Origin of the sequence: Phreatobacter sp., assembly GCF_016793595.1 — a bacterium.
Lineage (GTDB): Bacteria > Pseudomonadota > Alphaproteobacteria > Rhizobiales > Phreatobacteraceae > Phreatobacter.
The window spans coordinates 39771-62729 of record NZ_JAEULY010000014.1 but is presented as its reverse complement, the minus strand read 5'-3'; the positions used below and the strand labels follow the sequence as shown (position 1 = coordinate 62729).

The 22959-nt window shown below is 68.0% G+C and carries 22 protein-coding genes; 4 read left to right on the top strand and 18 right to left on the bottom strand.

The window, feature by feature from the left end; all coding sequences use genetic code 11:
- Positions 1 to 39: 39 nt before the first annotated feature.
- From JNK84_RS14615 to JNK84_RS14550, 14 genes are all read right to left on the bottom strand, one after another.
- Positions 40 to 1590: a class I adenylate-forming enzyme family protein gene (locus JNK84_RS14615; protein WP_293425224.1), complete on the bottom strand. Its 1551-nt coding sequence runs from the start codon at positions 1588 to 1590 to the stop codon at positions 40 to 42.
- Positions 1590 to 3608 carry an asparagine synthase (glutamine-hydrolyzing) gene (gene asnB / locus JNK84_RS14610; protein ID WP_441343248.1) on the bottom strand — a complete coding sequence of 673 codons (2019 nt, stop codon included), beginning with the start codon at positions 3606 to 3608 and terminating at the stop codon, positions 1590 to 1592. The genes JNK84_RS14615 and asnB overlap by 1 nt, the downstream gene beginning before the upstream one ends.
- Positions 3609 to 3612: 4 nt before the next feature.
- A complete protein-coding gene (gene nadE, locus JNK84_RS14605) occupies positions 3613 to 4620 on the bottom strand; it encodes an NAD(+) synthase (RefSeq protein ID WP_293425127.1) in 1008 nt (335 codons plus the stop codon).
- The gene (locus JNK84_RS14600) at positions 4617 to 5474 is read right to left on the bottom strand and encodes an alpha/beta fold hydrolase (RefSeq protein ID WP_293425126.1); all 858 of its coding nucleotides are present in this window, start codon (positions 5472 to 5474) and stop codon (positions 4617 to 4619) included. Before JNK84_RS14600 ends, nadE begins: the two co-directional genes overlap by 4 nt.
- 225 nt (positions 5475 to 5699) lie before the next feature.
- On the bottom strand, positions 5700 to 6389 hold the full coding sequence (locus tag JNK84_RS14595) for a N5-glutamine methyltransferase family protein (RefSeq protein WP_293425125.1): 690 nt from the start codon (positions 6387 to 6389) through the stop codon (positions 5700 to 5702).
- A 160-nt stretch (positions 6390 to 6549) separates the two neighbouring features.
- Positions 6550 to 7413, bottom strand: a complete 864-nt coding sequence (locus tag JNK84_RS14590; RefSeq protein WP_293425124.1) for a VOC family protein — start codon at positions 7411 to 7413, stop codon at positions 6550 to 6552.
- A complete protein-coding gene (locus tag JNK84_RS14585) occupies positions 7410 to 8423 on the bottom strand; it encodes a zinc-binding dehydrogenase (protein WP_293425123.1) in 1014 nt (337 codons plus the stop codon). Before JNK84_RS14585 ends, JNK84_RS14590 begins: the two co-directional genes overlap by 4 nt.
- A 14-nt stretch (positions 8424 to 8437) precedes the next feature.
- Entirely contained in the window at positions 8438 to 8851 is a 414-nt protein-coding gene (locus JNK84_RS14580) for a PaaI family thioesterase (protein WP_293425122.1), read from the bottom strand.
- Positions 8852 to 8864: 13 nt separating this feature from the next.
- Positions 8865 to 10412, bottom strand: a complete 1548-nt coding sequence (locus JNK84_RS14575) for a class I adenylate-forming enzyme family protein (RefSeq protein WP_293425121.1) — start codon at positions 10410 to 10412, stop codon at positions 8865 to 8867.
- A 13-nt stretch (positions 10413 to 10425) separates the two neighbouring features.
- Positions 10426 to 11187 carry an ABC transporter permease gene (locus JNK84_RS14570; protein WP_293425120.1) on the bottom strand — a complete coding sequence of 254 codons (762 nt, stop codon included), beginning with the start codon at positions 11185 to 11187 and terminating at the stop codon, positions 10426 to 10428.
- Positions 11184 to 11981 (bottom strand): ABC transporter permease, encoded by a 798-nt coding sequence (locus tag JNK84_RS14565; RefSeq protein ID WP_293425119.1) that lies wholly within the window; start codon positions 11979 to 11981, stop codon positions 11184 to 11186. The genes JNK84_RS14570 and JNK84_RS14565 overlap by 4 nt, the downstream gene beginning before the upstream one ends.
- Positions 11978 to 12745 (bottom strand): ABC transporter ATP-binding protein, encoded by a 768-nt coding sequence (locus JNK84_RS14560; protein ID WP_293425118.1) that lies wholly within the window; start codon positions 12743 to 12745, stop codon positions 11978 to 11980. The genes JNK84_RS14565 and JNK84_RS14560 overlap by 4 nt, the downstream gene beginning before the upstream one ends.
- 7 nt (positions 12746 to 12752) lie before the next feature.
- Positions 12753 to 13817 (bottom strand): ABC transporter substrate-binding protein, encoded by a 1065-nt coding sequence (locus JNK84_RS14555; RefSeq protein ID WP_293425223.1) that lies wholly within the window; start codon positions 13815 to 13817, stop codon positions 12753 to 12755.
- Positions 13818 to 13981: 164 nt separating this feature from the next.
- Entirely contained in the window at positions 13982 to 14863 is an 882-nt protein-coding gene (locus tag JNK84_RS14550; protein ID WP_293425117.1) for a helix-turn-helix domain-containing protein, read from the bottom strand.
- Positions 14864 to 15265: 402 nt separating this feature from the next.
- Between JNK84_RS14550 and JNK84_RS14545 the strand changes: the two genes are divergently transcribed.
- Complete coding sequence (locus JNK84_RS14545) at positions 15266 to 15466, top strand: hypothetical protein (RefSeq protein WP_293425116.1); 201 nt, start codon at positions 15266 to 15268, stop codon at positions 15464 to 15466.
- A gap of 46 nt (positions 15467 to 15512) precedes the next feature.
- On the opposite strand, the gene JNK84_RS14540 is transcribed toward JNK84_RS14545, so the two are convergent.
- From JNK84_RS14540 to JNK84_RS14525, 4 genes are all read right to left on the bottom strand, one after another.
- Positions 15513 to 16190, bottom strand: coding sequence for an ankyrin repeat domain-containing protein (locus tag JNK84_RS14540; protein ID WP_293425115.1), 678 nt, complete (start codon positions 16188 to 16190; stop codon positions 15513 to 15515).
- A gap of 65 nt (positions 16191 to 16255) precedes the next feature.
- The gene (locus JNK84_RS14535; RefSeq protein WP_293425114.1) at positions 16256 to 16744 is read right to left on the bottom strand and encodes a GlcG/HbpS family heme-binding protein; all 489 of its coding nucleotides are present in this window, start codon (positions 16742 to 16744) and stop codon (positions 16256 to 16258) included.
- 107 nt (positions 16745 to 16851) lie between these two features.
- Positions 16852 to 17472 carry a response regulator transcription factor gene (locus JNK84_RS14530; RefSeq protein WP_293425113.1) on the bottom strand — a complete coding sequence of 207 codons (621 nt, stop codon included), beginning with the start codon at positions 17470 to 17472 and terminating at the stop codon, positions 16852 to 16854.
- Complete coding sequence (locus tag JNK84_RS14525) at positions 17469 to 18992, bottom strand: sensor histidine kinase (RefSeq protein ID WP_293425112.1); 1524 nt, start codon at positions 18990 to 18992, stop codon at positions 17469 to 17471. The genes JNK84_RS14530 and JNK84_RS14525 overlap by 4 nt, the downstream gene beginning before the upstream one ends.
- Before the next feature lie 626 nt (positions 18993 to 19618).
- Between JNK84_RS14525 and JNK84_RS14520 the strand changes: the two genes are divergently transcribed.
- From JNK84_RS14520 to JNK84_RS14510, 3 genes are all read left to right on the top strand, one after another.
- On the top strand, positions 19619 to 20485 hold the full coding sequence (locus JNK84_RS14520) for a hypothetical protein (protein WP_293425111.1): 867 nt from the start codon (positions 19619 to 19621) through the stop codon (positions 20483 to 20485).
- A 102-nt stretch (positions 20486 to 20587) separates the two neighbouring features.
- Positions 20588 to 21976 (top strand): site-specific DNA-methyltransferase, encoded by a 1389-nt coding sequence (locus JNK84_RS14515; RefSeq protein WP_293425110.1) that lies wholly within the window; start codon positions 20588 to 20590, stop codon positions 21974 to 21976.
- Entirely contained in the window at positions 21976 to 22707 is a 732-nt protein-coding gene (locus JNK84_RS14510) for a DUF5681 domain-containing protein (protein ID WP_293425109.1), read from the top strand. Before JNK84_RS14515 ends, JNK84_RS14510 begins: the two co-directional genes overlap by 1 nt.
- Positions 22708 to 22959: the final 252 nt, after the last annotated feature.

Sequence of the window (22959 nt, the reverse complement as noted above, 5' to 3'; positions counted from 1 at the left end):
CTCATGACAAGACGTTCTTCGGCTGGAAATGGATCCCGCTCATGACAGAGCCCGCTTGTTGATCTTTGCCGTATCGGTTTTCGGCAGGCTGGAGACGATGTCGATGTGCTTCGGCACCATGAAGGTCTCGAGGCGCCGGCGGCACTCGTTGCGGATCTGCGCCTCGCCTATCGCCGCTCCCTGCTCCATCACCACGAAGGCCTTGACTGCCTCGCCGAGCAGGTCGTCGGGAACCCCGATGACGGCCGCCTCCTTGACGCCGGCAATGCCCATCAGGACATTCTCGACCTCCTTCGGCGCGACCTTCTCGCCGCGCGACTTGATGATCTCGTCGCTGCGGCCGACGAAGTAGAGATAGCCCTCCTCGTCCATGCGGCAGTAGTCGCCGGTGTGCAGGACCTGCTCGCCGGGCAGCGGTCCGGGCTTCAGCTTCTCGGCGGTCGCCTCGGGCTTGCCCCAGTAGCCCTTCATCACGGTCGCGCCGCGGATCACCAGCTGCCCGACAAGACCGGGCCCGAGCCGCCGGCCGCCCTCGTCGACGATCCACATTTCGGTGTTCGGAATGGCGATGCCGACGCTTTCCGGCTTCCGGTCGATATCCTCCGGCGGAAGGTAACTACAGCGCTTGCACTCCGTGAGGCCGTACATCGAATAGATGCGGGCGGCCGGCAACAGTTCCCGCAGCATCTGGATGTGCTTCACCGGCAGCGCCGCGCCGGTATTGGTCACGTAGCGGATGCTGGCGAGGTCGCTGCTGCGGAGCGATTTCAGGCCGAGCAGCGTGGAGAAGACCGTGGGCACGCCGGGAAGCCCGGTGACCCTCTCCTCGGACAGGACCCGGATCGTCTGTGCCGGAAAGGCGAAGGAGCGCTCCAGCACCAGCCGCGCGCCGACACTGAAAGCCATGATCATCTGGTAGAGGCCGTAATCGAAAGCCAGCGGCAGGACGTTGAGGATCACCTCGTCCTCGCGCAGCTCGAGATAGGAGGCGATCGACGCGCAGGCGGTGAGCATGTTGCGGTGGGTCAGCATCACGCCCTTGGGATCACCGGTCGATCCCGACGTGTAGACGATCGCCGCCAGGTCGATGTCGATGCAGCGCGGCACCGGCGGCGCGCCGTGCGCCGTCGTCGCCACCTCCCACCGGACCGCGCGCGGCAGCCTGACCGGCTCTGAATCGCCGGCCTCGCCGCTGACCACTACCCGTTTCAGGAAGGTCGCGCGGCGAACCGGGTCGCCGAACGCCGCATGGAGGTGCGCATCGGTGATGAACGCCGCCGGCCGGCAGTCCTGCAGGAGGTAGTCGAGCTTGTCGGCCTTGGTCAGCGGATTGATCAGGCAGGCCACCGCATTGGCCTTCAGCGTCGCCCAGAAGCCGACGACCGCCTCGACCGTGTTGTCCGCGAAGATCATCACGCGGTCGCCACGGGCTACCCCCGCAACGGCCAGATGAGCCGCCAGCGCGTCGGAGCTTGCATCGAGCTCATCATAGGTGACGCGGCGTCTGCCGCAGACGAGAGCGACCTTTTCCGGGCTCCGGCAGGCCGAACGGATGAGGTGGTCATGCAGCAACGGAACGGCGGTATCCATCACGCGAAGGCCTCTGCGCGGTGCAGTTGGTCGATGTCGGTCGCCAGCGCCGGAAGCCTTGCGGCATCCGGACGGCTGGCGACGAACTGGTGGTGCAGCAACTGGGTCGACAGCACGCCGACCAGTGCCATGTTGTCGGAATTGGAGAGATCGCCGCCGCCATCCTTCTGATGCTTCCGGCATTTCGAGACGAGGCGCATGACGGCGGCGGGGTCGAACACGTTCGCATCGCGAAGCGCCGCCTCCGACAGCATGTCCCCGACATAGTCAGGCGCGCCCGCGCCGAAGAAGCACAAGGCGTTGGGCGCGCGATAAGGCTGCTTCTTCCGCGCGACGATCTCCGGTGGGACGAGCGGCGCGGCGACGCGCTTGAGGACGTGCTTCTCGTCGAGCACGCGCAGCTTGTGGGTGGCCGGCAGGGCGTTCGCCACGGCCATGACGCCCTCGTCCAGGAAGGGGAAGCGGCCCTCGACAGAATGGGCCATCAGCATCCGGTCGCCCTGCGCCGACAGGAGATAGCCCGACAGCAGCGTCCGCATCTCCAGATACTGGTCCTGCGCCAGCGGCCCCCAGCGCGCGAATGCCTGCGGCAGGCCGTCGATGAGCCTCGCCACGGCGTCCTCGCCCGCGACGCGCGCGCCCAGGTCGGCGGAGAACAGCCGCTTGATCGCGCCGGTCGTCCGCCAGCGCGTATCGTGGCCGAAGCCGGGATCGGCGCTGCCGGCAAGGCCGTGCCCGAAAAACTGCCGCGCCATGGCCTGCTGGCGGACGGGCGAACGGGACAGATAGGGGTAGAGCCGCTCGATCAGCCGCCAGCGCCAGGCGGAATCGGGACGGGACGCCCAGAAGCGCCGGACCTTCGCCTCGCGGAACAGATCGTAGCCGGCGAAGACCTCATCGGCCCCCTCGCCGGTGAGCACCACCTTGATGCCGGCCTCGCGCACCATCCGCGACAGCAGGAACAGCGGCGCGGGCGCGGTCCGCAGGATCGGCCGCTCGCCGTGGCGGATCACATCGGGGAAGACGCGCGCGATGGCATGCCGCTCGACGACGAGCTCGTGATGTTCGCTCCCGGTCCGGCCCACCATCAGGCGCTGGAAATCCGTCTCGTCGTACTCGGCATCGGCGAAGCGCAGCGAGAAGGTCTGGAAGCGCTCCCCCGCGAAGCGCCGGCCCATGGCGGCGACGAGCGAACTGTCGAGGCCGCCGGAGAGATAGCTGCCGACCGGTACGTCTGATCGGACCATGCGCAGCGACACCGCCGCGTCGAGGGCATCGCGCACCATCGCCACGGCGTCGTCCAGCGAGCCGGCGAAACCGTCGCCGGAGCCTTCGGGAAAGCGAGGTTGCCAGAAGCAGCGCTCGCGCGCGGTACCGCCCCGATAGATGCGGACATGGCCGGGCGGGAGTTCGCGGATGCCCGCAAAGACACCCTGCGGCGCGACGGGCGCCCATAGCGTGAAGATCTGGTCGAGCCCTGCCGGATCGAAAGCGCGGGGAATTGCCGGGTCGGCCGCGAAGATCGCCTTCACCTCGCTGGCGAACAACACGCGGCCGCCATGTTCGCAAAGGTAGAGCGGACAGATGCCGGTTCGGTCGCGCGACAGGATCAGGCGGCTTTCCATCGGCTCCCAGAGCGCCAGGGCCCACTGCCCCCTCATTCGCTCGAAGGCCGCCTCGCCCCAGGCGCGCCAGGCCTGGACGATCACCTCGGTATCGCTCCGTGTGCGGAACCGATAGCCGAGCGCCGCCAGTTCGGCGCGCAACTCGACATAGTTGAATATCTCGCCGTTGAAGACGATCCACGCCGCGCCATCGGCATCGGACAATGGCTGGCCGCCACCGTCGATGTCGATGATCGACAGCCGGGCATGGGCAAGGCCCGCCCGCTCGTCGCGATAGATGCCCTGTTCGTCCGGTCCACGATGGACGAGCGTCCCGGCCATGCGGATCAGCGCGTCGCGCGCGGGAGGCGGTGCCGACGCGCTGAGTGACACGATCCCCGCCATGCCGCACATCGCATCACTCCGTGGCGACCGGAGCGACGAGCAGGGACCGCGCATGGAGATAGCGCGAGGCGCGGCGCTTGGCCTCGATGTCCCGGAACGCCCGCCGCACCTGTTCGGCGGTCAGGCTGGTGGCGGCCGCGACGGCCTCGGCGGCAATGCCATGGTCGGCGGCATAGAGGCAGAGGTCCATCAGGTCGTAGGGCAGCGCGAAGTAGAACTCCTCCTGGCTCTGCGGCATCGAGAACGTGTCGGTGGTCGGCGGCCGCTGACGGATCTCCTCCGGCACGCCGAGATGCTCGGCGAGCTGGTAGACCTGCGTCTTGTAGAGATGCGCGATCGGCATGGCGTCGGCCATCCCGTCGCCCTGTTTGACGAAGAAGCCCTGATCGTGCTCCAGCCGGTTGGGCGTGCCGATCACCGCATAGCGAAGGCGGTCGGCGTGGTAATATTCGCTCATCTTGCGCAGGCGCTGCTTGTAGTTCGTCGCCGCGACGAGCTTGAGATAGGCATCCGGTGGCAGGCGCACGGTCCTGACAATGCCTTCAGGGTCCTGCACCGTCAGGCGCGTGATGTTGATGCCGGTGCTCTCGCGGATCGACGGCAGGACCAGCTTGCATTTCCAGCCGTCGCCATAGTCCGGCACCACCGCGCGGATCGCCTCTTCCTGCCGGCGATAGGCGCCGAGGGCGCCGAGGGCCGGCCCGATATCCTCGACCATCGTTTCGATACCGAGCGCCGCCGCGATGACGCATCCGAGCCTCAGCGAGTCGCCGGAGGAATGGTGCTCCGGCATCAGCAGGCCGAGAACCTTGTCGCGCCCGAACGCGCGCGCGCAGAGCGCCGCGACGACCGAACTGTCGACGCCGCCGGACAGGCCGACGACCGCGCCACGGCGGCCGAGAGTGGCCAGAACCTGCCCGGAGAGCACCTTCACGATGCGGTCGGTTTCCGCCGCCGCATCGAGCCTCAGGATGTCCCTGTCAAAGGCCCGGTAGCGCGCGACGGAGGCCGCCCGGTTCATGACGCCGCTCCGCGCAGCGCGAGTTCAGTCGGCGCATAGGAGCGTACCACCGCCGCCTCGATCAGCGGATGGTTGCGGGTCAGGTGCGGCTGCATGATCAGGTCGATATGACCGCCGTCGATGGCGACGACATCAAGCCTGGCGAACAGGCCGTCCCAGCCGAGATGCTGCGGCATGTCCTTGCGCGCGCAGCGGAACAATGTGGCGGTCAGCGGCAGTGATGCCTTCGGCTGGTCCAGCCAGCGAAAGAACGCCCGCGAGCGCAGCACCTCCTGCAGTTCGAGCGTGATGCGGAAGCGCGTGGCGTTGAACTGGTTGTTGCCCTTGCGATCGACCATACGCGCGAGCAGGCCCTCGCAACCGAGCCGGGCCGCGACCTTGGCCAGGCCGCGGCACGCCATCCGCGCGGCCGTCACCTGGCTGGTGCGGATGCGCTGCACGGTGCGCGAGAAGGTCTCGCGGTATTCCGAGCGTTCGCCGAGGATGCTCGTGTCGAGAATGCCGAGGAACCGCACCGAGCGGCCGCTCTCCAGCAACCGGCCGGCAACCTCGAAGGCCACGGCGCCACCGAGCGAATGGCCGAGAAGGCGGACGGGTCCGCCCGGCTGCTTGCGCCCGATCTGCTCCATGGCATCGTCGGCCATGGCGGCCAGCGAGGCGCGCCCGGCCAGCATCATCCGAAGATCCGGGTAGCGGACGGGGACGATCTGGGCGGTTCCCGCCATCGCCCCCGCGAGCGCGGCGAGGCTTCGGCCATAGCCGACCGAACCCGGGAACAGGAACACGAAGGGGAGGCCGGTTTCACGCACGGCACCGCGCCTGGCCTGCGCCGCAGCCCCGGGTGCCCGCGGCATCGATGCCTCCAGGCGGTGTTCTCCCGATGCCGTTCGCAGATGCGCCGGAGCCATGGCCAACCCCGCTGACAGTCCGGCTCATTTTTTCCGATGCCCGGTCCGGAGCTTCATCATCCGTTTGAACGACGCATCGCCCCGGCGCTGCCCGCGAGCCCTTCCGGAGCCAGTTGGATGGTCACTCCAAACGCACGGTGGCCGCCTTGTGCGGAGAGGCAGATTTCGCGATCAGGACCGGCGCGAATGACCGAGGACGACCCGTCCCTCGCCTTCGCCATTGGCGACCGTCGAAACCGCCTCGTAGGCGGCGCTGCGCTCGAACAGGCCAGCGACCTGACGATCCTGTCCGAGGCCGACCTCGAACAGCAGAACGCCTCCGGGACGCAGGAAGACCGGCGCTTCCTTGAGCACCTTCATGTGGATGCTGAGCCCGTAGGGACCGGCCGCGAAAGCCTCGCGCGGCTCGCGCGCTAGCAGGTGCGCCCGGTCGCCCTCCAGCCGCTTCTCGGAGATGTAGGGCGGGTTGCACACGATCGCATCGACGGCCTTCTCAAGCCCCTGGCCGGACAGGGCGCCGAACAGGTCGCCGCGTGACACGGCGACGCGATCGCCGAGGCCGAGATTATCGACATTGCCCCGCGCGACATCGACGCATTCCTGCGTCAGGTCGCAGGCCCATATCCGCGCTTCCGGAAGCCGCACCGCGATGGCGCAGGCGAGATTGCCGGTGCCGCAGCACATGTCGATGACCAGCGGCGCCGCGACGTTCATGCTCCGCAGCGTCTCGATGGCGGTGGTGCCAAGCAGTTCGGTTTCCGGTCGCGGCACGAGCGCGCCCGGCGCGACGAGCAGCTTCAGCCCCATGAAGGTCGTCCGGCCGCTGGCATAGGCCTCCGCGACCTCGTCGTCCCCGATCACGCGCACTGCATCCTCCGGGGTTCCCCGGTCGTCGCCCAGGCTGCCCGGACCAGGCCGGTGGGCGAGCCTGCCGCCATTCGGAGTACGGCAGCCAGAGCGCAGAGGGATTAGCGCTGCCTCTTAAGGATAGCCGCGGCGGATGCGAGAACACCGCATGCCATCACGGCGCGGGCGCGACGAAGCCCAGCGAAATTCCGCCGGGATTGCCGGCCGGCACCCGGCCGCCGGACCACAGCGCTCCGGCGCAGGCGACGGCGGAATCGATATCGCGGGTCGCGATGTCGATGGCGACGACACCCTCGCTCCGCGCGCCCGCGAGGGCGTGCGCGGAGAGCTGCGCCTCGAGAGCGGCCCGGGTGGCGAAACGGATGTCGGCCCGTCCGCGCCCGCCGCCGACCACGAGAGCGTCACTCTGGGGGGCCGCAACGACAGCGCGTCCGACCGCACGGCTGAACGCCCGCGCCTCACGGGCCGGATCGGCAGCCGCGACGAAGATCGTTGCGATCCCGACGGCGCCATTGCGATGACTGGTCAGTTCCGGGAGCCAGACCCACTCGGGCGTCACGTGGTGGCAGACGAACAGGCCGATGCCTGCCGTCCGCACGGGCGCCGGCCAGCGGACAATGCCGAAGCGGGCCTCGCCGCGCGCTCCATCGGCGCGTTCGACCGCGCGGCCGAACAGGCCCGGTCTGACCGTCCCGCTTCCCTGTGCGCTGATGAAGGCTGCGGCGGCGTCCGCGTCGTCGGCCGCCAGCGCGAGATGCTCGACGCCGTCGCCGCCGGTGAGGAAGCCACGCGTCGGCTCGCTATAGGCCGTCGGCTCGGCCACGCCCAGAAGCTCGACATAGTCGTGCCCGAGCATGATCGTGTGATTGGCCGTGCCGAGTTCGCGCCCGTGATAGCCCCGCGGCGACAGCGTGAAGCCGAGGACCGACCAGCTTGCCGCAGCCGTCGCGAGATCCGCGACGGCGACGACGATGTGGTCGAGCCCGCCGATCGGGCTGGCCGGCTCGGCCTCGCTCACGGCTCCACCACGACCTTGCCCATGACGGCACGCTTGTCGAGAACCGACATGGCGTCGACCGCGCGGTTCAGCGTGAATCGCTCCGGGTGCAGCACGGGCTTCAGCTTGCCGCTCTTCACAAGGTCGAGGAGGTCGACGACGTCCTGCCGGCTCCAGCCGTTCGAGCCGATAATGTTCAGCTCGAACGTCCAGATGAAGCGGATGTCCTCGGGCGGATTGTAGCCGGCCGTCGCGCCGCAGGTGAGAAGCCGCCCGTCGCGCTTCATCACCTTGAGCGACCTCGTCCAGGTGTCGCCGCCGGTGAAGTTGACGACGACGTCGATGCCCTTGCCCTCGTCCTGGAAGACGCGGGCGCGGCCGAACCTGGCCTGGCAGGCCTTCACGAAATCCTCGGTCGCATAGTTGATGCCGAAATCCGCGCCAATCTCGGCGAGACGCGCAAGCTTCTCGTCGGACGAGGCACAGACCGCGACCTCCGCGCCGGCCAGCTTGGCGAGTTGTACGCAGCAGGTGCCGACGCCGCCGGACGCGCCAAGGATCAGCACGCTCTCGCCGGCCGAGACCTTGCCGCGCGCGATCATCATCCGGTAGGCGGTGCCATAGGCCACCGGCAGGGCGGCCGCTTCGGCATAGCCGACGGCGGCATCGAGCGGAACGAGCTGGTGGACGGGGATGCGGACATATTCCGCAAGGCCGCCGTCATAGGTCTCGCCGGTGAGGCCGCCCTTCACCCGGTCGATCGGGTCGACCAGCACGCGGTCGCCGACCTTGAAGTCCCGCACATCGGAGCCGACGGCAACGACGTCGCCGGCAATGTCGATGCCGATGATGATCGGCATGGGCACCTTGATGCCGGGCATGCCGTTGCGCGTGAACACGTCGTGATAGTTCAGCGTACAGGCGCGGACGCGCAGGATGGCGTCCTGCGGGCCCGGCGTCGGATCCGGCCAGTCGGTTCGGTACTCGAAGGCTTCGTTACCCCCGTGCTGCTTCAGCACCATTGCGCGCATGGCTGTTCCTTCCCTTATCCGGCCTGTGAGCCGTAGGTGCCGCGCCCTATGGCGACCAGCGATCCCTTGGCGTCGAAAACGTCGATGTCGCAGACGGCGACCGTCCGCCCGAGCCGGCGCACCATCGCCCTGGCGGCGAGGCGCGGGCCGGTCGCCGGCTTCAGATAGTCGATCCGCAGGTTGATGGTCGGCACGCCGCCGCCGACGGCAGCCGCGACGGCGAGATCGCCGATCGTGTCGATGAAGGATGCCAGCGGCCCGCCGTGGAACTGGTTCGTGCCAGCGCCGCGCTCATGCTGGGCCTTGAGCGGCAGATGGCCCGTGACGACACCGTCGCCGCCAAGGCTGATATCCTCCATGCCGAGGGCCTCGACGGCCGGCGACCTCTGGAACCCCGCGACGATCTGCGCGAACGCTTCCGTGTCCATCACTGCAATCTCCTCATGCCAATGCCTTGTCGGCGCGCTCGCCGCGGGCGCGACGCTCCGCGGCGATGCCGGCCGCGCGGCGCGTCAGTCCGCCGCGGTCCGGCTTGTTGGTGGCGGCGAGCGGAATTTCCGCGACGATCTCGACGAAGCGCGGATGCGCGAAGGCCGGGCCGTTCGCGAGGGCGAAGGCCTTGATGTCGTCCTCGGAAACCGTCAGCCCGGGACGGGGAACGATGAAGGCGAAGGGCAGCGTGCCCTTCACGTCGTCCGGCACCGGCACGACCATCGCCTGGTGCACGGCATCGTGCCGCTCGAGCAGTTTCTCCACCTCGCCGGGCCAGACATTCTCGCCACCGACCACGAACATGTCATCGGCGCGACCGACGAAGTAGAAGAAGCCGTCGGCGTCGCGCCGCATGATGTCGCCGGAGCGGTACCAGCCCTCGCGCAGCGCATCGGCCGTTTTCTCCGGCAGGTTGTGATAGCCCTCCATCAGCGATGGGTTGCGCATGTAGAGCACGCCCTCGTCGGCCGACGGCCCCTCGCGCAGTTCCATCACACCGCCATCGACCGGATAGCCGAGAGCGATGACCGGGCGGGGCTTGCCTTGCGGATGCGGGCCGAAGACGACGGGGCCGGCCTCGGTCGTGCCGTAGCTGTTGGAAAGGATCGCGCCGGGGAACAGCGCTTCGACCTTGTCGATGAGCGCCTGCGTCAGCGGAGCGGAGCCCATCATCACCCGCCGGACCGACGAGAGGTCGAGCGTCGCGAACAGATCCTTCTCGCGCGCGCAGAGGGCGAGCATGGTCGGAACCGAGGTGAGCCACGTCACGCGCTGCCGGGCGACTGCCTTCAGATAGGAGACGGCATTGAACGAGGGCATCAGCACGAAACTCGCGCCGGCCACCAGCGCCATCTTGACGCTGAAGGTCGCGTTCATGTGGTAGAGCGGCGCCGCGACGATGTAGCGGTTGGCGGACACGTCGCCGAACAGCTCAGCGGACTTTGCGAGCCCCCAGAGCTGCGAGGAATGCGACAGCAGCACGCCCTTGGGCTTGCCGGTCGAGCCCGACGTGTAGAGCATCATGCCGACTTCGTGCGGCTCCGGCTTCGCGGCCGTGAAGGGGCCGGGAGCGCGCAGGTCGTCGAACGAACCGCCGGGCTCCATCGCGATGGCCGGCAGATCGGCCGGCACGAGCCGGGCATGGGCGGCATCGTGGAACACCGCCTTCAGCGAGGCGTCGGCAACGATGTAGTCGATGATCTCGGTCGCCAGCTTGATCGAGATCGGCACGGTGACGAGGCCTGCCCGCATCGTGCCGAGGAAGGCGACGACATAGCGCCAGGAATTGAAGCCGAGGATGCCGATCCGGTCGCCGCGCCTGAAGCCGCGCGCGGTGAGCCCGCGCGCCACGGCATTCACCTGGGCGTCGAGCTCGGCATAGGTGAACGACACGGGATTGTCGGGATCACCGACGTCGATGAGCGCCACCTTGTCGGCGCGTCCGGCGATGTCGAAGCAATCCCCGAGATTGCGGGCCAGAAAGTCGGACCGGTCCATTGTCTTGATGCCTCTAGGAGCGCCGCCAGGGCACGAGCGCCCGGTGCGCCGCACGGATCAGTGCTGCGGCCAGCGCCCCAAGGACGCCGAGCCCGATGATCGCCGCGAACATGACGGAGACGTTCAGGTCGGAGGCGAAGGTTTTCACGATATGGCCGAGCCCCTTGGGGCTGGCGATGAACTCGGAAACGACGCAGCCGACGAAGGCGAGAACCACGGCGATCTGGATGCCCGCCATGATGGAATCGACCGCTCCGGGAAGCTTCACGTCGAGAAAGATTCTGGTGCGCGAGGCTCCGAAGGCCCGGTAGAGATCGACCAGCGCCGGATTGGCGCCACGCACGCCAACGATCGTGTTGACGAAGACCGGGAAGAAGCAGAGCAGCGCGACGGTGGCGATCTTCGAGGGCAGGCCGATGCCGAGATAGACCACGATCAGCGGCGCGATGGCGACCGTCGGCATGGACTGCGTGGCGATCACCAGCGGATAGACGGCAAGGGCCAGCGGCCGGATTTCGGCGACGAGCGCGCCAAGGACGATCGCCACGACCACGCCGATGACGAGCCCGGCGGCTGCCCCCTGAAGCGTGAAGAGGGCGTGTTCGTAGAGCGTGCCGACCACCCAGCCCTGATAGAGCGCCTGCCCGACCGCGGAGAGCGGCGGCAGCACGAAGGGCGGCAGCGCGAAGATGCGGATCGCGCCCTCCCAGGCCAGCGCGCAGACGGCGAGCGTCGTCAGCGTGGCCAGGATGGTCTTGAGGCTGTCCGTCATCATGGCGCGCTCCCGGTCGAAGCGGTCGCTGTGGCGCGGTTCCAGAACACGACCCGCCGGTGCGCGAAGCGGACGATGGCGTTGCCGGCGACACCAATGAACCCGAGCGTCAGGATCGCGGCGAAGACGGTCGGCAGGTCGAAGGCGTTGGAGGCGTCCTGGATCAGGAAGCCCATGCCGCGCGTCGCGCCGATGAACTCCATCACGACACAGCCGATCAGGGCGAAGGAGACGGCGACCTCCAGCCCCGCGAAGATGGTCGGCGCGGCCATCGGCAGCTTCACCTCCATGAACCGGGCGAAGCGCGAGGCGCCGGCGGCGCGCATGAGGTCGAGCAGATTGGCATCGGCCGCCCGAAAGCCGACGAGGCCGTTCACGAAGACCGGGAAGAAGCAGATCAGCGCGACGAGCAGCGTCTTGCCTTCGAGACCGAAGCCCGCCCAGAGAAACACCAGCGGCGCGACGGCCACCTTCGGGATCGCTTGGATCGCGGTCAGAGGCCCGATCAGAAAGCGCTCCACCGGACGAAATTCGGCGATCAGCGCCGCGAGGACCAGGGCGACCAGCGAGCCCGCGACATAGCCGAAGATCGTCGCCTGCAAGGTCGAGTTGAGATGCCGCCACACCAGCGGGTTCTGCGCGCCATCGATCAGCGCCGCGAAGACGCGGCCCGGCTGCGGCAGCAGATAGGACGGCACGGCGCCCGACACCGTGCCGACATGCCAGGCGCCGACGGCGAGCGCGAGCGCCGCCGCCGGGTAGGCGAGATCGACGAGTTGCCGGCGGAGCGCCGTCACGGCATGTCCTCCTTCGGGCGGAACTGCGCGCGCAGGTGGCTTGCGAGCGCCACGAAACGCGGATCGTCCAGCGTCGCGACCGTGCGCGGTCGCGGCAGGTCGATGGCCAGTTCCTCGATCACCCGGCCCGGCCGCGGCGACATGACCAGCACCCGGTCGGAGAGATAGACCGCCTCGGGGATGGAATGCGTGATGAACAGAACCGACTTGCCGGTAGTCGACCAGATGCGCTGGATCTCGTCCATCATGGTCTCGCGCGTCATGGCGTCGAGCGCCGCGAAGGGCTCGTCCATCAGCAGCATCGCGGGATCGTGGATGAGCCCGCGGGCGATGCCGACGCGCTGCTGCATGCCACCCGAAAGCTCGTGCGGATAATGGTCCTCGAAGCCTTTCAGGCCGACGAGTTCCAGAAGCTCCCGCGCCTTGTCGCGATAGGCCTTGACGTCCCGGCCCATGGCGCGGATCGGCACCAGCACGTTGTCGATCACCCGCCGCCAGGGCAGTAGGGTCGGTTGCTGGAACACGATGCCGACATCGGGGCGCGGTCCGGTGACGACCTGTCCCGCGAGGGTCAGGCGCCCCCGCGTCGGCATGATCAGGCCCGAGGCAAGCTTGAGCAGGGTGGACTTGCCGCAACCCGACGGGCCGAGCACGGAGACGAACTCGCCGTCGCGGACACGGAAGTCGAGTCCTTCGAGCGCGGTCAGCGGTCCTCGGCTCGTCGCATAGACGAGCGCGACATCATCGACGATCAGTCGGTCCATCGAAGCCTCAGCGCGCGGCGCGTGCAGCGGCCTCGATGGCGGCAGGGTCGATGCCGCGATTGATCTCGGCCAGATGCTCGCCGGTCGTCAGCCGGGAGAGGTCGAGGTCGGAGCGCTGGATCTGGCCCTCGGCGCGCATGACATCGATCAGACGCTGCCAGGAGCCATCCGGGAACTGCCCGTACTGCCGGGCGGCGCCAGCCGGGAAATCGTCGATCTGCACGCGATCGGTCATCACGACACGCGATTGCGTCGCAAGCTCCGCGGCCTCCTGGCCAGCCGGGGGCCGGGAGGCCGGCACGGCCGCCCACCAGCTCCGCGCGCAGGCTTCCGGATTGGCCTTGCAGGCGATCCAGGACTTGATCATCGCGCGCCCGAAACCGATGGCGAGGCGCGGGTTGTCGCGCAGGGTCTGTTCGCTCGCGACCCAGCCGTTCGAGAACAGCGAGCGGAACGCCTCCGGCATGGGCAGGCGGCGGATCTTGATGCCCGCGATTTCCATCCGAAGATGCTCGCCGACGAAGAGGTTGAGAGCGTCGACCTCGCCCGTCTGCATCCGGCGCCATGCGGCCGCGCCAAGCCCGACTGGCAGCACCTCGACATCACGCTGCCACGCGATGTTCTGGCTGGCGAGCATGGCGCGGGACAGCGGCAGGTTGCCCCATGTCAGCGCGCCGACGCCGAGCTTCTTGCCTTTGAGGTCTGCGAGCGTCCGGATCGGACTTGCCTCGGGCACCACGAATTCAAAGGTCTGGCTGCGCAGCCAGTTCATGAAGAAGCGCACCGGCATCGGCTCGCCGCGCGCGAGCGCGATGATCGCGAGGTCGGGATTGGCATAGCCGAAATGAACCTGCCCTGCCGCGACTTGCGGCAGCAGGACGGCGGAGCCGGTCACGCCCACGCGCTCGAGCACCATGCCCTCCTCGCGGAAATAGCCGAGCTGCTCGCCGAAGGTGAAGAACGCGAACTGCACGTTCCAGGGTGCGGGATGGCCGACCACGACGCGCTGCTGGGCAGAAGCCGGGGCCGCCGCAAGACCGCCGGCCAGCGTCATCAGAACGAAGGAAAGCACACGCAAGATGGGTTGGGACAACATCAGATCACCAGGCTCTCGAGCAGCGAGTTCGGGATGGCCGCGCGGGCCTTCGATCTCGTCGAGCCTACGGAGCAAGGCTCCCCGGGCAATCTCTATGTCTTGCGATCCTAGCTGAATCTTGCGGTGATGTTCCCGCCGCGTCAACGGCCCGCCTCGCGCCACGCGCGCGGAGTGGTGCCGAAACGCTTGCGGAACAGTTCGCCGAAGCGGCTGGCCGAGGCGAACCCCGTTGACTGCGCAATGTCGGCCACCGGGCGGCGGGTGCTCATGAGCAGTTCGCGGGCCTTGGCGAGCCGGTGCTGAACCACCCAGTCGTGCGGCGTATAGCCGGTCGCCGACTTGAACATGCGCGAGAAATGAAACTTCGAAAGGCCGGCGGCCAGGGCCATGTCGTCGAGCGTCACCGGCCGCGCGCCCTTGGCCTCGATAAAGTCGATCGCGCGCCGGATGCGCCAGTGCAGCCCGCTGGCCGCATCGATCTCCCGGCGGCCTCCCGCGCGCATCAGCGCGGAGACGATCAGCCCGATGGACTGGTCGCAATAGAGGTCGTCGAGATCGTCCACCGCCCGCCCGCTGGTATGCGCATCGACCAGTCGGCGGATGAGCACCGCGATCACCGGGTCTTCGGCGGCGAGATGCGAACCGTCAACGACGGCAGCCTCGTTGCCGACGCCGGCACTCGCCAGGAATTCGCGAACCCAGCGCCGTGGAACAGCGACGCTCGGAAAGCGGTAGGTGCCGTTCCAGGCGGCGAAGCGGTTGCAGCTCCACGGGATTGCATAGACCGAGCCGGGCTTGATCTTCAGCCGCTCGAAGCCGTCACCACGGTCCCGCTCCATGGTGAACGGGCGGCTGACGTCGAAAATGCCGACGACGAGATCGTCGAAGCCGCTCAGCCAAAGCCCGGCATTCGGCTTGCACGCGGCGAGCGACACCCATGTCCGCGAGCGCCCGACCGTCGCCTGCGCGACGATGCGGTTGCACTCTCCGTAATCGTCCGTCGCTTGTTCAAAGCGGTTCATGGGAACGATCCCGCCCGAGGTTCGAGCCGAGTATAGGCCGCATGGCGCGGCGCGCTCAATGGACCGTCCGGGCTGCGCGAATGGCTGTCTGTCGCCGGCACGGCCGCGCGGGGCTCAGCGGCCGACGCCGAGCAGTCCGGGAATGGCAGCGAGATCGGCTGTATGGATCGTCGCTAGCGCAGCCTCGGTCTCGCTCCCGAACCCCACCGTGACAAGGCCCGCGGATAGGGCTCCGGGTCGGGCTTACCATCCACGAAGCGCCTATACGGCCGAGGTCGTCTGCAGCGGAGCTCCGGTGATGCCAGGTTCGGGAAAGGCGCTCGTGCGCGCCGAAACGTCCGCAAGCGGTTCTGTCGCAACGAGGCGCTGAAGGACGTCGGCCTTCAGGTCGCGACCGGCGAGGTGCTCGGCGTCATCGCCGACCTCGCCAAGACCGGCATGACCATGGTCGTCGTCACCCATGAGATGGCCTTTGCCCGGCAGGTATCGAACCGCGTCGTGCTCATGGAAAGCGGCAGGGTCGACTGCGAGGCCGATCCGGAGACTTTCTTCCGCGACCAGCCGAGCCCCCGCCTGAAGGCGTTTCTCGCGACAATCCACTGAACCGGCGGCGGCATCGGCGAGCGACGCCGGCCGCCGGCCGCCGGCCTCATTCCAGCAGCGCGGCGATCTCGGAATAGGCGCGACGCCGCGCATGGTCGATCGGCGTCACGCCGGCGCGGTCGGCAATGTCGCGGCGGGCGCCGGCCCGGACGAGATGGGCAACAGTCCTTATGTGGCGGGTGCCGCCGTCGCCGAGGATCACTGCCTCGATGAGCGCGGTCCAGCCGAGATTGTTGACGTGATCGAGCGGTGCCCCGGCATCGATCAGCGCCTTGACGACCTCGACATGACCGAGATGCGCCGCGGCGATCAGCGCCGTGCCAAGATAGGGGCTGGTCACCGCGCGCGGGTCGCCGCCGATCTCCAGCGCGACGCGCATGGTGGCGAGATCGTCGCGCACGGCCGCGATGGTGATCGCGTCATAGCGCTGGCTGTCGAGGGCGCGCGGATCGCCGCCGCCGCGAACGAGGGCGCGCATCGCGTCGCGGTGCCCCACATGGGCCGCGACATGGAGCGGCGTGCGGCCGTGGCGGTCGCGGGCATTGGGATCGGTGCGGCCGGCGATGAGGCGGTCGATCTCGGCGGCATCGCCGCGTTGGGCCGCGGCGTGCAGCCCGCGATAGTCGGCGATCTCCGCCGCCGAGGGCGCGGTCTGGGCGCTGGCGCCGGCCGGCGAGAGGGCCAGGGCGAGCAATGCCAGCAGGGTGGTGACGGATCGCTTCATGCGTGGGCTCCTGCGGCAGGCGCCGGGGGCGTTGTGTCCCCCGGCGGATCTCGGGACGCCTCGGATCAGCGCAGCTTCGCGGCGATCGCCTGGAGGCCGGCATTGGCGCATTCCTCGTCGAGGTGGCCGCCCGGCGCGCCGCCGACGCCGACCGCGCCGATGACCTCTTCACCGGCGCGAACCGGCACGCCGCCACCGAGCAGGAGGAAGCCCTGGATATGCACGAGATTGCGCGCGCCGGCATTGTTGGCGGCGGTCTCGGCCATGGCCGACGTGTTGCCACGGGCGGAGGCGGAGGTGAAGGCCTTGGCGCGGCTCGCATCGATCGTATGCGGGCCGGCGCGATCGGCGCGGACCATGGCGCGGACGATGCCGGCGCGATCGACGACGGTCGCGGTCACCGCGAAGTTCTTGGCGGCGCAGGCAGCGACGGTCGCCTGGGCCAGTTCCACGGCGAGGGCCGAGGAGATGTTGCGCTCCTGCAGGACCTGCGCGCCGGCGGCGGCCGTTCCGGCGAGGACGAGGCAGGCTGCGGCAAGGGTTATCTTCGACATTTGAAATCTCCGGGTCGCGGGGCCATGGACGGCCCGCAGCGCCATCAGTGATGCAGCAGGCGCCGGCCGCGCGGTATCCGCTCGGCCGCGGGCCGGGATCGGTAGCGCTACCGATGTCCGGGGTCCCGCGCACTCAGGCGCAGCCGCACCATGTCGGCGACCGAGGTGGTGCCCAGCTTGTCGGCGATATGGGCCCGGTGGGTATCGACCGTGCGCGGCGAAAGGGTCAGCTTCCGCGCGATCTCCTTGGTCGCGAGGCCGTCCGTGACGAGCGCGAGGATCTCCAGTTCGCGCGACGACAGGCGCTCGATCAGCCGCGCGGCGCGGGTGCCTTCGCTGCGCGAGGCGACGCGGTCGGCGAGCACCGACAGCGCGCCCTGCACGGCGTCGATCAGCACCTGCTCGTCGATCGGCTTGGTCAGGAAATCCACCGCGCCCGCCCGGAATGCGCGGCGGCAGGCTTCGACGTCGCCATGCCCGGTGATGATGATCACCGGCCAGTCGCAGCCGGTGGCGGTCAGGCGCTCCTGCAAGCGCAGGCCCGTGACATGGGGCATGCGGATGTCGATGAGGATGCAGCCCTCGGTGAGACCCGGCAGGGCCTCGAGGAAGGTGAGGCCGTCGGCATAGGAATGGACGGTGAGCCCGACGGTGCGCATGAGGAAGCTCAGCCCGTCGCGCACCTCCAGGTCGTCATCGACCAGATGGACAATTCCCGCCCGGTTCATTCGGCCGCCACCCGGTCGACCTGCCCGCCTGATCGCGCGCGCGGCATGCGCATGTGCAGAACGGCGCCGCCGGCGGGGCCGTTCCCGGCGCCGAGCGTGCCGCCATAGCGCTCGACCAGCGTGGTGCACAGCGACAGGCCGAGACCCATGCCCTCCGCGCGGGTGGTGAAGAACGGCTCGAACACGCGGCCGAGCGCCTCTGCCGTGAAGCCCGGCCCGTTATCGACGATGTCGAGCACGACGCGCCCGGCTTCGTCGCCCCAGCGGATGTCGATGGCCCGTCCGCCACCACGGTCCCGCAGGGCATCCATGGCGTTGCGCACCAGATTGAAGACCACCTGTTCCATGTGGACACGGTCGGCCATCACCAGAGGCTCGCGCGGCGGCGGCGCGATCCGTATCGCGATGCCCGCATGCGCGGCCTCTGCGCCGAGCAGCTGCACGACATCGGCGACCACCGCTGACAGATCGACCTGCTGGATGGTCGGCTGGCCCTTGGTGAGCCATGACCTGAGCCGCCCCAGAATATCGCCCGCGCGCTTGGCATTGCGGGTCGTGGCGTCGAAAGCGGTGGAAATGGCTTCCCGGTCGATCTCGGGTCGCCCGGCGAGGCGCTGGCCCGCCTGGCTGTGGCTGAGGATCGCGGTGAGCGGCTGGGTCAGTTCGTGGGCGATTCCGGAGGCCAGCTCCCCCATGGCGTTGACGCGGCTGGCATGGGCGAGCTTCGCGTCATGCGAGGCGACAAGGGCGCGCAGGCCGGCCTCGCGGGCGGCGCTCCGCGCGTCGAGCAGCCGCTCGACCGCCAGGGCTCCCAGCGCGACGAGGGTCGTCGCCAGAAGCAGCCAGCCCCAGGGGATGGCGGGCAGGGTTTCGGCGGCAAGCACAAGGCGCAGGGGTTGGGTGCTGCTTGCCAGCGGCTGGTCGAACAGCACGCGCTGGCCGGCATCGGGGCCTTCGCTGAACAGGGTCCGGCCGTCGAGCAGCAGGCTGACGCGCGTGGTCGGGGCGGGAGCGTCATCGGAGGCGATCAGCCGCGCCAGATCGATGGACATCATGATGGCCAGCCGCGCCGGCCCGTCCGTGGGCGACCGCTTCAGAATGTGCAGGACGCCGCCCTGCTCCCTCGGCACGAGCAGGAAGGGCGCGTCCGCCAGTCGCCCGTGCACCGCCACGACCTCCGCCGGAACGGCCGCGCCGAGCAGAGCCGCAGGTGGCTGCTTCGTCAGGTCGAGCACGTCGATGGCGACGATCCGCGGATAGAAGCGCGTGATGCTGGCAATGACCTGCTGCAAGGCCTCGGCGGGCGGCGGATCGGAAACGTTGGCCAGCGCCGACACGCTGGTCAGATGCGCGTCGTGCTGGTCCACCCTCTGCGAGACGAGGCGCTGGAGCGCGGCGCCCCGCGCCGACACCGCCGCGGCAATATCCTGCCGCGCCTTCAGGACGATGCCCGCATCCAGCGCGGCCAGAATCAGGACCGCGCTCAAGCCGACCAAGACGCGGCGGCGGATAGGCGTCATCGGACAAGGCTCTCCGCTTCGGTCGTCAATCGCCCGCCTGCCGGGTGGCCGATCGTCGAAGGCAGCCATTGAGGCCACACGATCCCCCGACCCCGCAAGTGGTATCGCATCGTGGCGCAGCGGCGGCTCCGGCCCTCGCTCGAAGGCCGGCCGCCGGATGAGCGCGCATTCCCGATGCCGCGGAGGCATGGCCGCCCGCCGCGACGCGACCAGGGACCGCGCTCCGTAGTCAGGGACCGGCGCGATGACGCAAGCCGCGCGGTGGCGCGGCGGGGAGCCAGCGGGTTGGGAAGCGGCTGCCGGTTTCGGAAGGAGCCTCGAAATCGAAGGTCGATCTCAAGAGTGCGGGCTGGTGGCGGACGTAGTCTCGGTAGAGGGTGTCTCCGGCCCTATATTCCCTGCTAACAGGGAAATTATCAGGGAAGTCGTCGGAAATTCGCGCCTTGGCGCGTTGAAGACCTCGCAAACAGGCCAAATATCAATGGCTTGTGAGGACATTCCCTACTCGCTGGAACAGGGAATTCCATTTTCAGCAACTGGGAACCTGGTCTGGCGCAGCAGCGAATGGTTCTTCTAGGATCAGCGACTTCTGGGCGAGCGTGCACACTTCGCAGAATGGCTGTGGCATGACCAACAAACCTCGAAAGAAGCCCGGCCTGAAAGCTCCGCTGCGTGATGCGCCCCGCATTTTCTGGAACGTGCTTTTCCCCGAGGCTGGTGCTTACGAAGCGACGATCCGGGAGTGGGTGATCAACAGGCTGGCGAGTCTGCACTCGCTCGATGCCACCGCGGACGCCTCGAGCCGGTCGGACTTCGAGATTGTTGTGGAGGCTGACCGCGTCGAGCTGAGCTTCCCTCGGCAGAGCAACATCGATCCGATGACGATGAAGCTGTTCGCGGAAGCGGGGCTGATGGAACACCATCCGGCCTGGGAGCAGCAGCACCCGATCGCTCGAATGCTCGCCAATCCGGCCTGGCCCCGGGGTCGGCAGGATGTTCACACGCTGTTTCGATCGACGGTCGGGCGGATCAACGAGCGGGTGTCGCGGGCGCTCTTGCAAGCGCTTCGCGAAGGGCGCCTGAAGGTTTGGGCGGCTCGATCGGACGACCTACATTCGCCCGATCGTATTCCACCGGGCCTCCTGCCACGCGTGACGAACATCAGGATCGCAGGCGGGACGATGGAGTTCGAACCGGGGGCGCCGTTTCTCGTTCGGGTCGAGATCGAAGGGCCTGGTTCCGAAGGCTTCGCACCCGGCAAAAGCCAATCGCTTGAGAAGGCCGATGAGCCATTCGTCGAGGAGATGTATGAGCTCATGAAGAGCACTGGCATCGGGATTACGGCAGCATCCCTGCAGGTCGCGAAGAAAGCCCCCGGTCGCGCTAGGATTTCCGAGTCGAAGGCTCGGAGAATTCGGAACCGCTTTCTTCGCAAATATCCCAATTGGGAGAGGGGCATAGAGAAGTTTAGGAGAGAAGCCGGACTCTCCTAAACCGGTACTCTTATTCACCCATCGATCGGGCTCCAGGAGGGTTCGCGTCGCAAGGCATCTCGCATGGGCGGGTTGCACTGTGCATGCGACAGGAGCCCCCAAGTGAAAAGCATCCCCAACAACCTCAAGGTCGAGTACCGACCGCCTGATAGTCTGCGCGCGAACCCGCGCAATCCGCGAACTCACTCCAAGCAGCAGATCGCGCAGATCGGCGAGAGCATCGCCAAGTTCGGCTTCGTCAACCCGATCCTCGTCGACGAAGAAGCCATGGTCATTGCAGGGCATGGTCGCCTTGCCGCCGCCAAGGAGCAGCGCTCCGACAGCGTGCCGGTGATCGTGCTGGCTGGACTTTCCGAGGCGCAGAAAAAGGCGCTGATGATCGCCGACAACAAGATCGGCATGAACGCCGGGTGGGACAGCGACCTCCTCGCCGAGGAGCTGCGCTCCCTCACCGAGGCGGTGGTCGATATCGGGTTCGACGCGACGATCACCGGGTTCGAGACCGGCGAGATCGATGTCCTTCTCATCGACCATGACGAGGAGGCTTCCGAGCCCGACGAGGAAACCTCCCCGATGCCCGAGAAGCCGATTGTTCGCGCCGGCGACCTATGGCTGCTCGGCCAGCATCGCCTCTTGTGTGGCGACGCCACAGAGGCTGAAGGATACGCGCGTCTGATGAAGGGCGATGAGGCCGCCATGGTCTTCACCGACCCACCCTACAACGTGCCGGTGAACGGCCACGTCATGGGGCGCGGCAAGGTGCGCCACGAGGAGTTCGCCATGGCGTCCGGGGAAATGACCCCGGCGGCCTTCACGGCCTTCCTGACCGTCGTCATGAAGCTGCTCGTCAGTGTTAGCCGAAGCGGTTCCTTGAACTACCTGTTCATGGACGCCGCGCATATGCGGGAGATGCTCGCCGCCGGCGACAGTGCCTTCGAGCGCCTCGTCAGCCTCTGCATTTGGGCGAAGACCAATGCCGGCCAGGGCAGCTTCTACCGCCACCAGACCGAGCTTGTCTTTGTTTGGCGGAAGGCGGGTGCTGCACATACCAACAACATCCACCTCGGCAAGTTCGGCCGCAACCGCTCGGACCTCTGGACCTATGCCGGCGCGAACAGCTTCCGCGCCGGCCGCATGGACGACCTCAAGGCGCATCCGACGGTAAAGCCCCTGATGCTCGTCGCCGATGCCATCAAGGACGCGACACGCCGGCGCGAGATCGTCCTTGACCCCTTTGCCGGATCGGGCACCACGATCCTTGCTGCAGACAAGGTCGGCCGGCGCGGCTACGGCATGGAGATCGAGCCGAAATACGTGGAGGTCGCCATTGCCCGCTGGCAGGCACAGGCGGGCCAGGACGCGCGCCTGGAGGGCTCGGGCAAGTCCTTCGAGGAGGTCCGCACGGAGCGGCTCGCGCCCGTCACGCGCCCGCGCTGGCTGCCCGCACCGAAATCCGCCAGACCGGCCGCCAAGAGCGATGAGGCGGTGTGATGGCCAAGAAGGACAAGCCCCCCGAGCCCGAAGAGCCCAAGGGCGATCAGGACGAGGCGGTCGGCTATTGCCGGCCGCCTAGGGCGCATCAGTTCAAGCCCGGTGAAAGCGGCAACAAGTCTGGCCGCCCTAAGAGGCAGGCCCCCGTCGTCTCGAAGCTGGAGCAGCGACATCGGCAGCTCGTGCTCGACGAACTCTATCGGCTCGTCCCGATCAAGGAGGGCGACAAGACGGTGAGGGTGCCCGCGCTGGCCGCGATGGTCCGCGGCCAGTGGGCGGCCGGCATCAAGGGCAGTCGCCTGTCGGCCAAGCTGATGATCGACCTGATCAAAGAAATCGAGAGAGAATCGGCGGCGGCACAGGCTGAGTTGGTGAAGACGCTCGTCGACATGAAGCAGAAGGGGATGGCCAAGCAGCGCGCTGCCCAGCGGGCGGGCGAGCCCGAACCTGACTTTGACATTTATCCCGAAGACATCAGCATCGACATGGAGACGGGCGAGGCGACCTTCCGCGATCCAGCCATCCGCAAGCTCGACGAGCAGTACAGTCGGATAACCGAGGAGGTGGAGGCGGCCGGCAAAAGGCTCAAGAAGGCCCCTAAGGACAAGAAGCTCCAGCTCCAGCTCAAGCTCGAGATCGAGCGCCTGGAGGGCCAGCGCGAACTGGTCTCGGAGCGCTACATGAAGCTGCTCTTACAAGAGGAGGAGAATTGCCGAAAGCGACAAGCCTGAAGCGTCAGTTCGTCGCCGGCATTAGCCGGCGACGAGGTCCGCTCGCGCCAGTGCACGTTGCCGCCGACGAAACGTCGTGCCGCACTTGGGGGATGCGAGGCAATCAGAGACTGCCAACATCTCGAAGGTGCCAACTTAGACAGCTCCGGCGACCATCCGACCTCCACCTCCGGGACGGTCGCCTGGGAGCGATAAGGATGGCCACTGCCACTCCGGATGCTCATCTAGCCGCCAAAGACCCTGACATCTCTC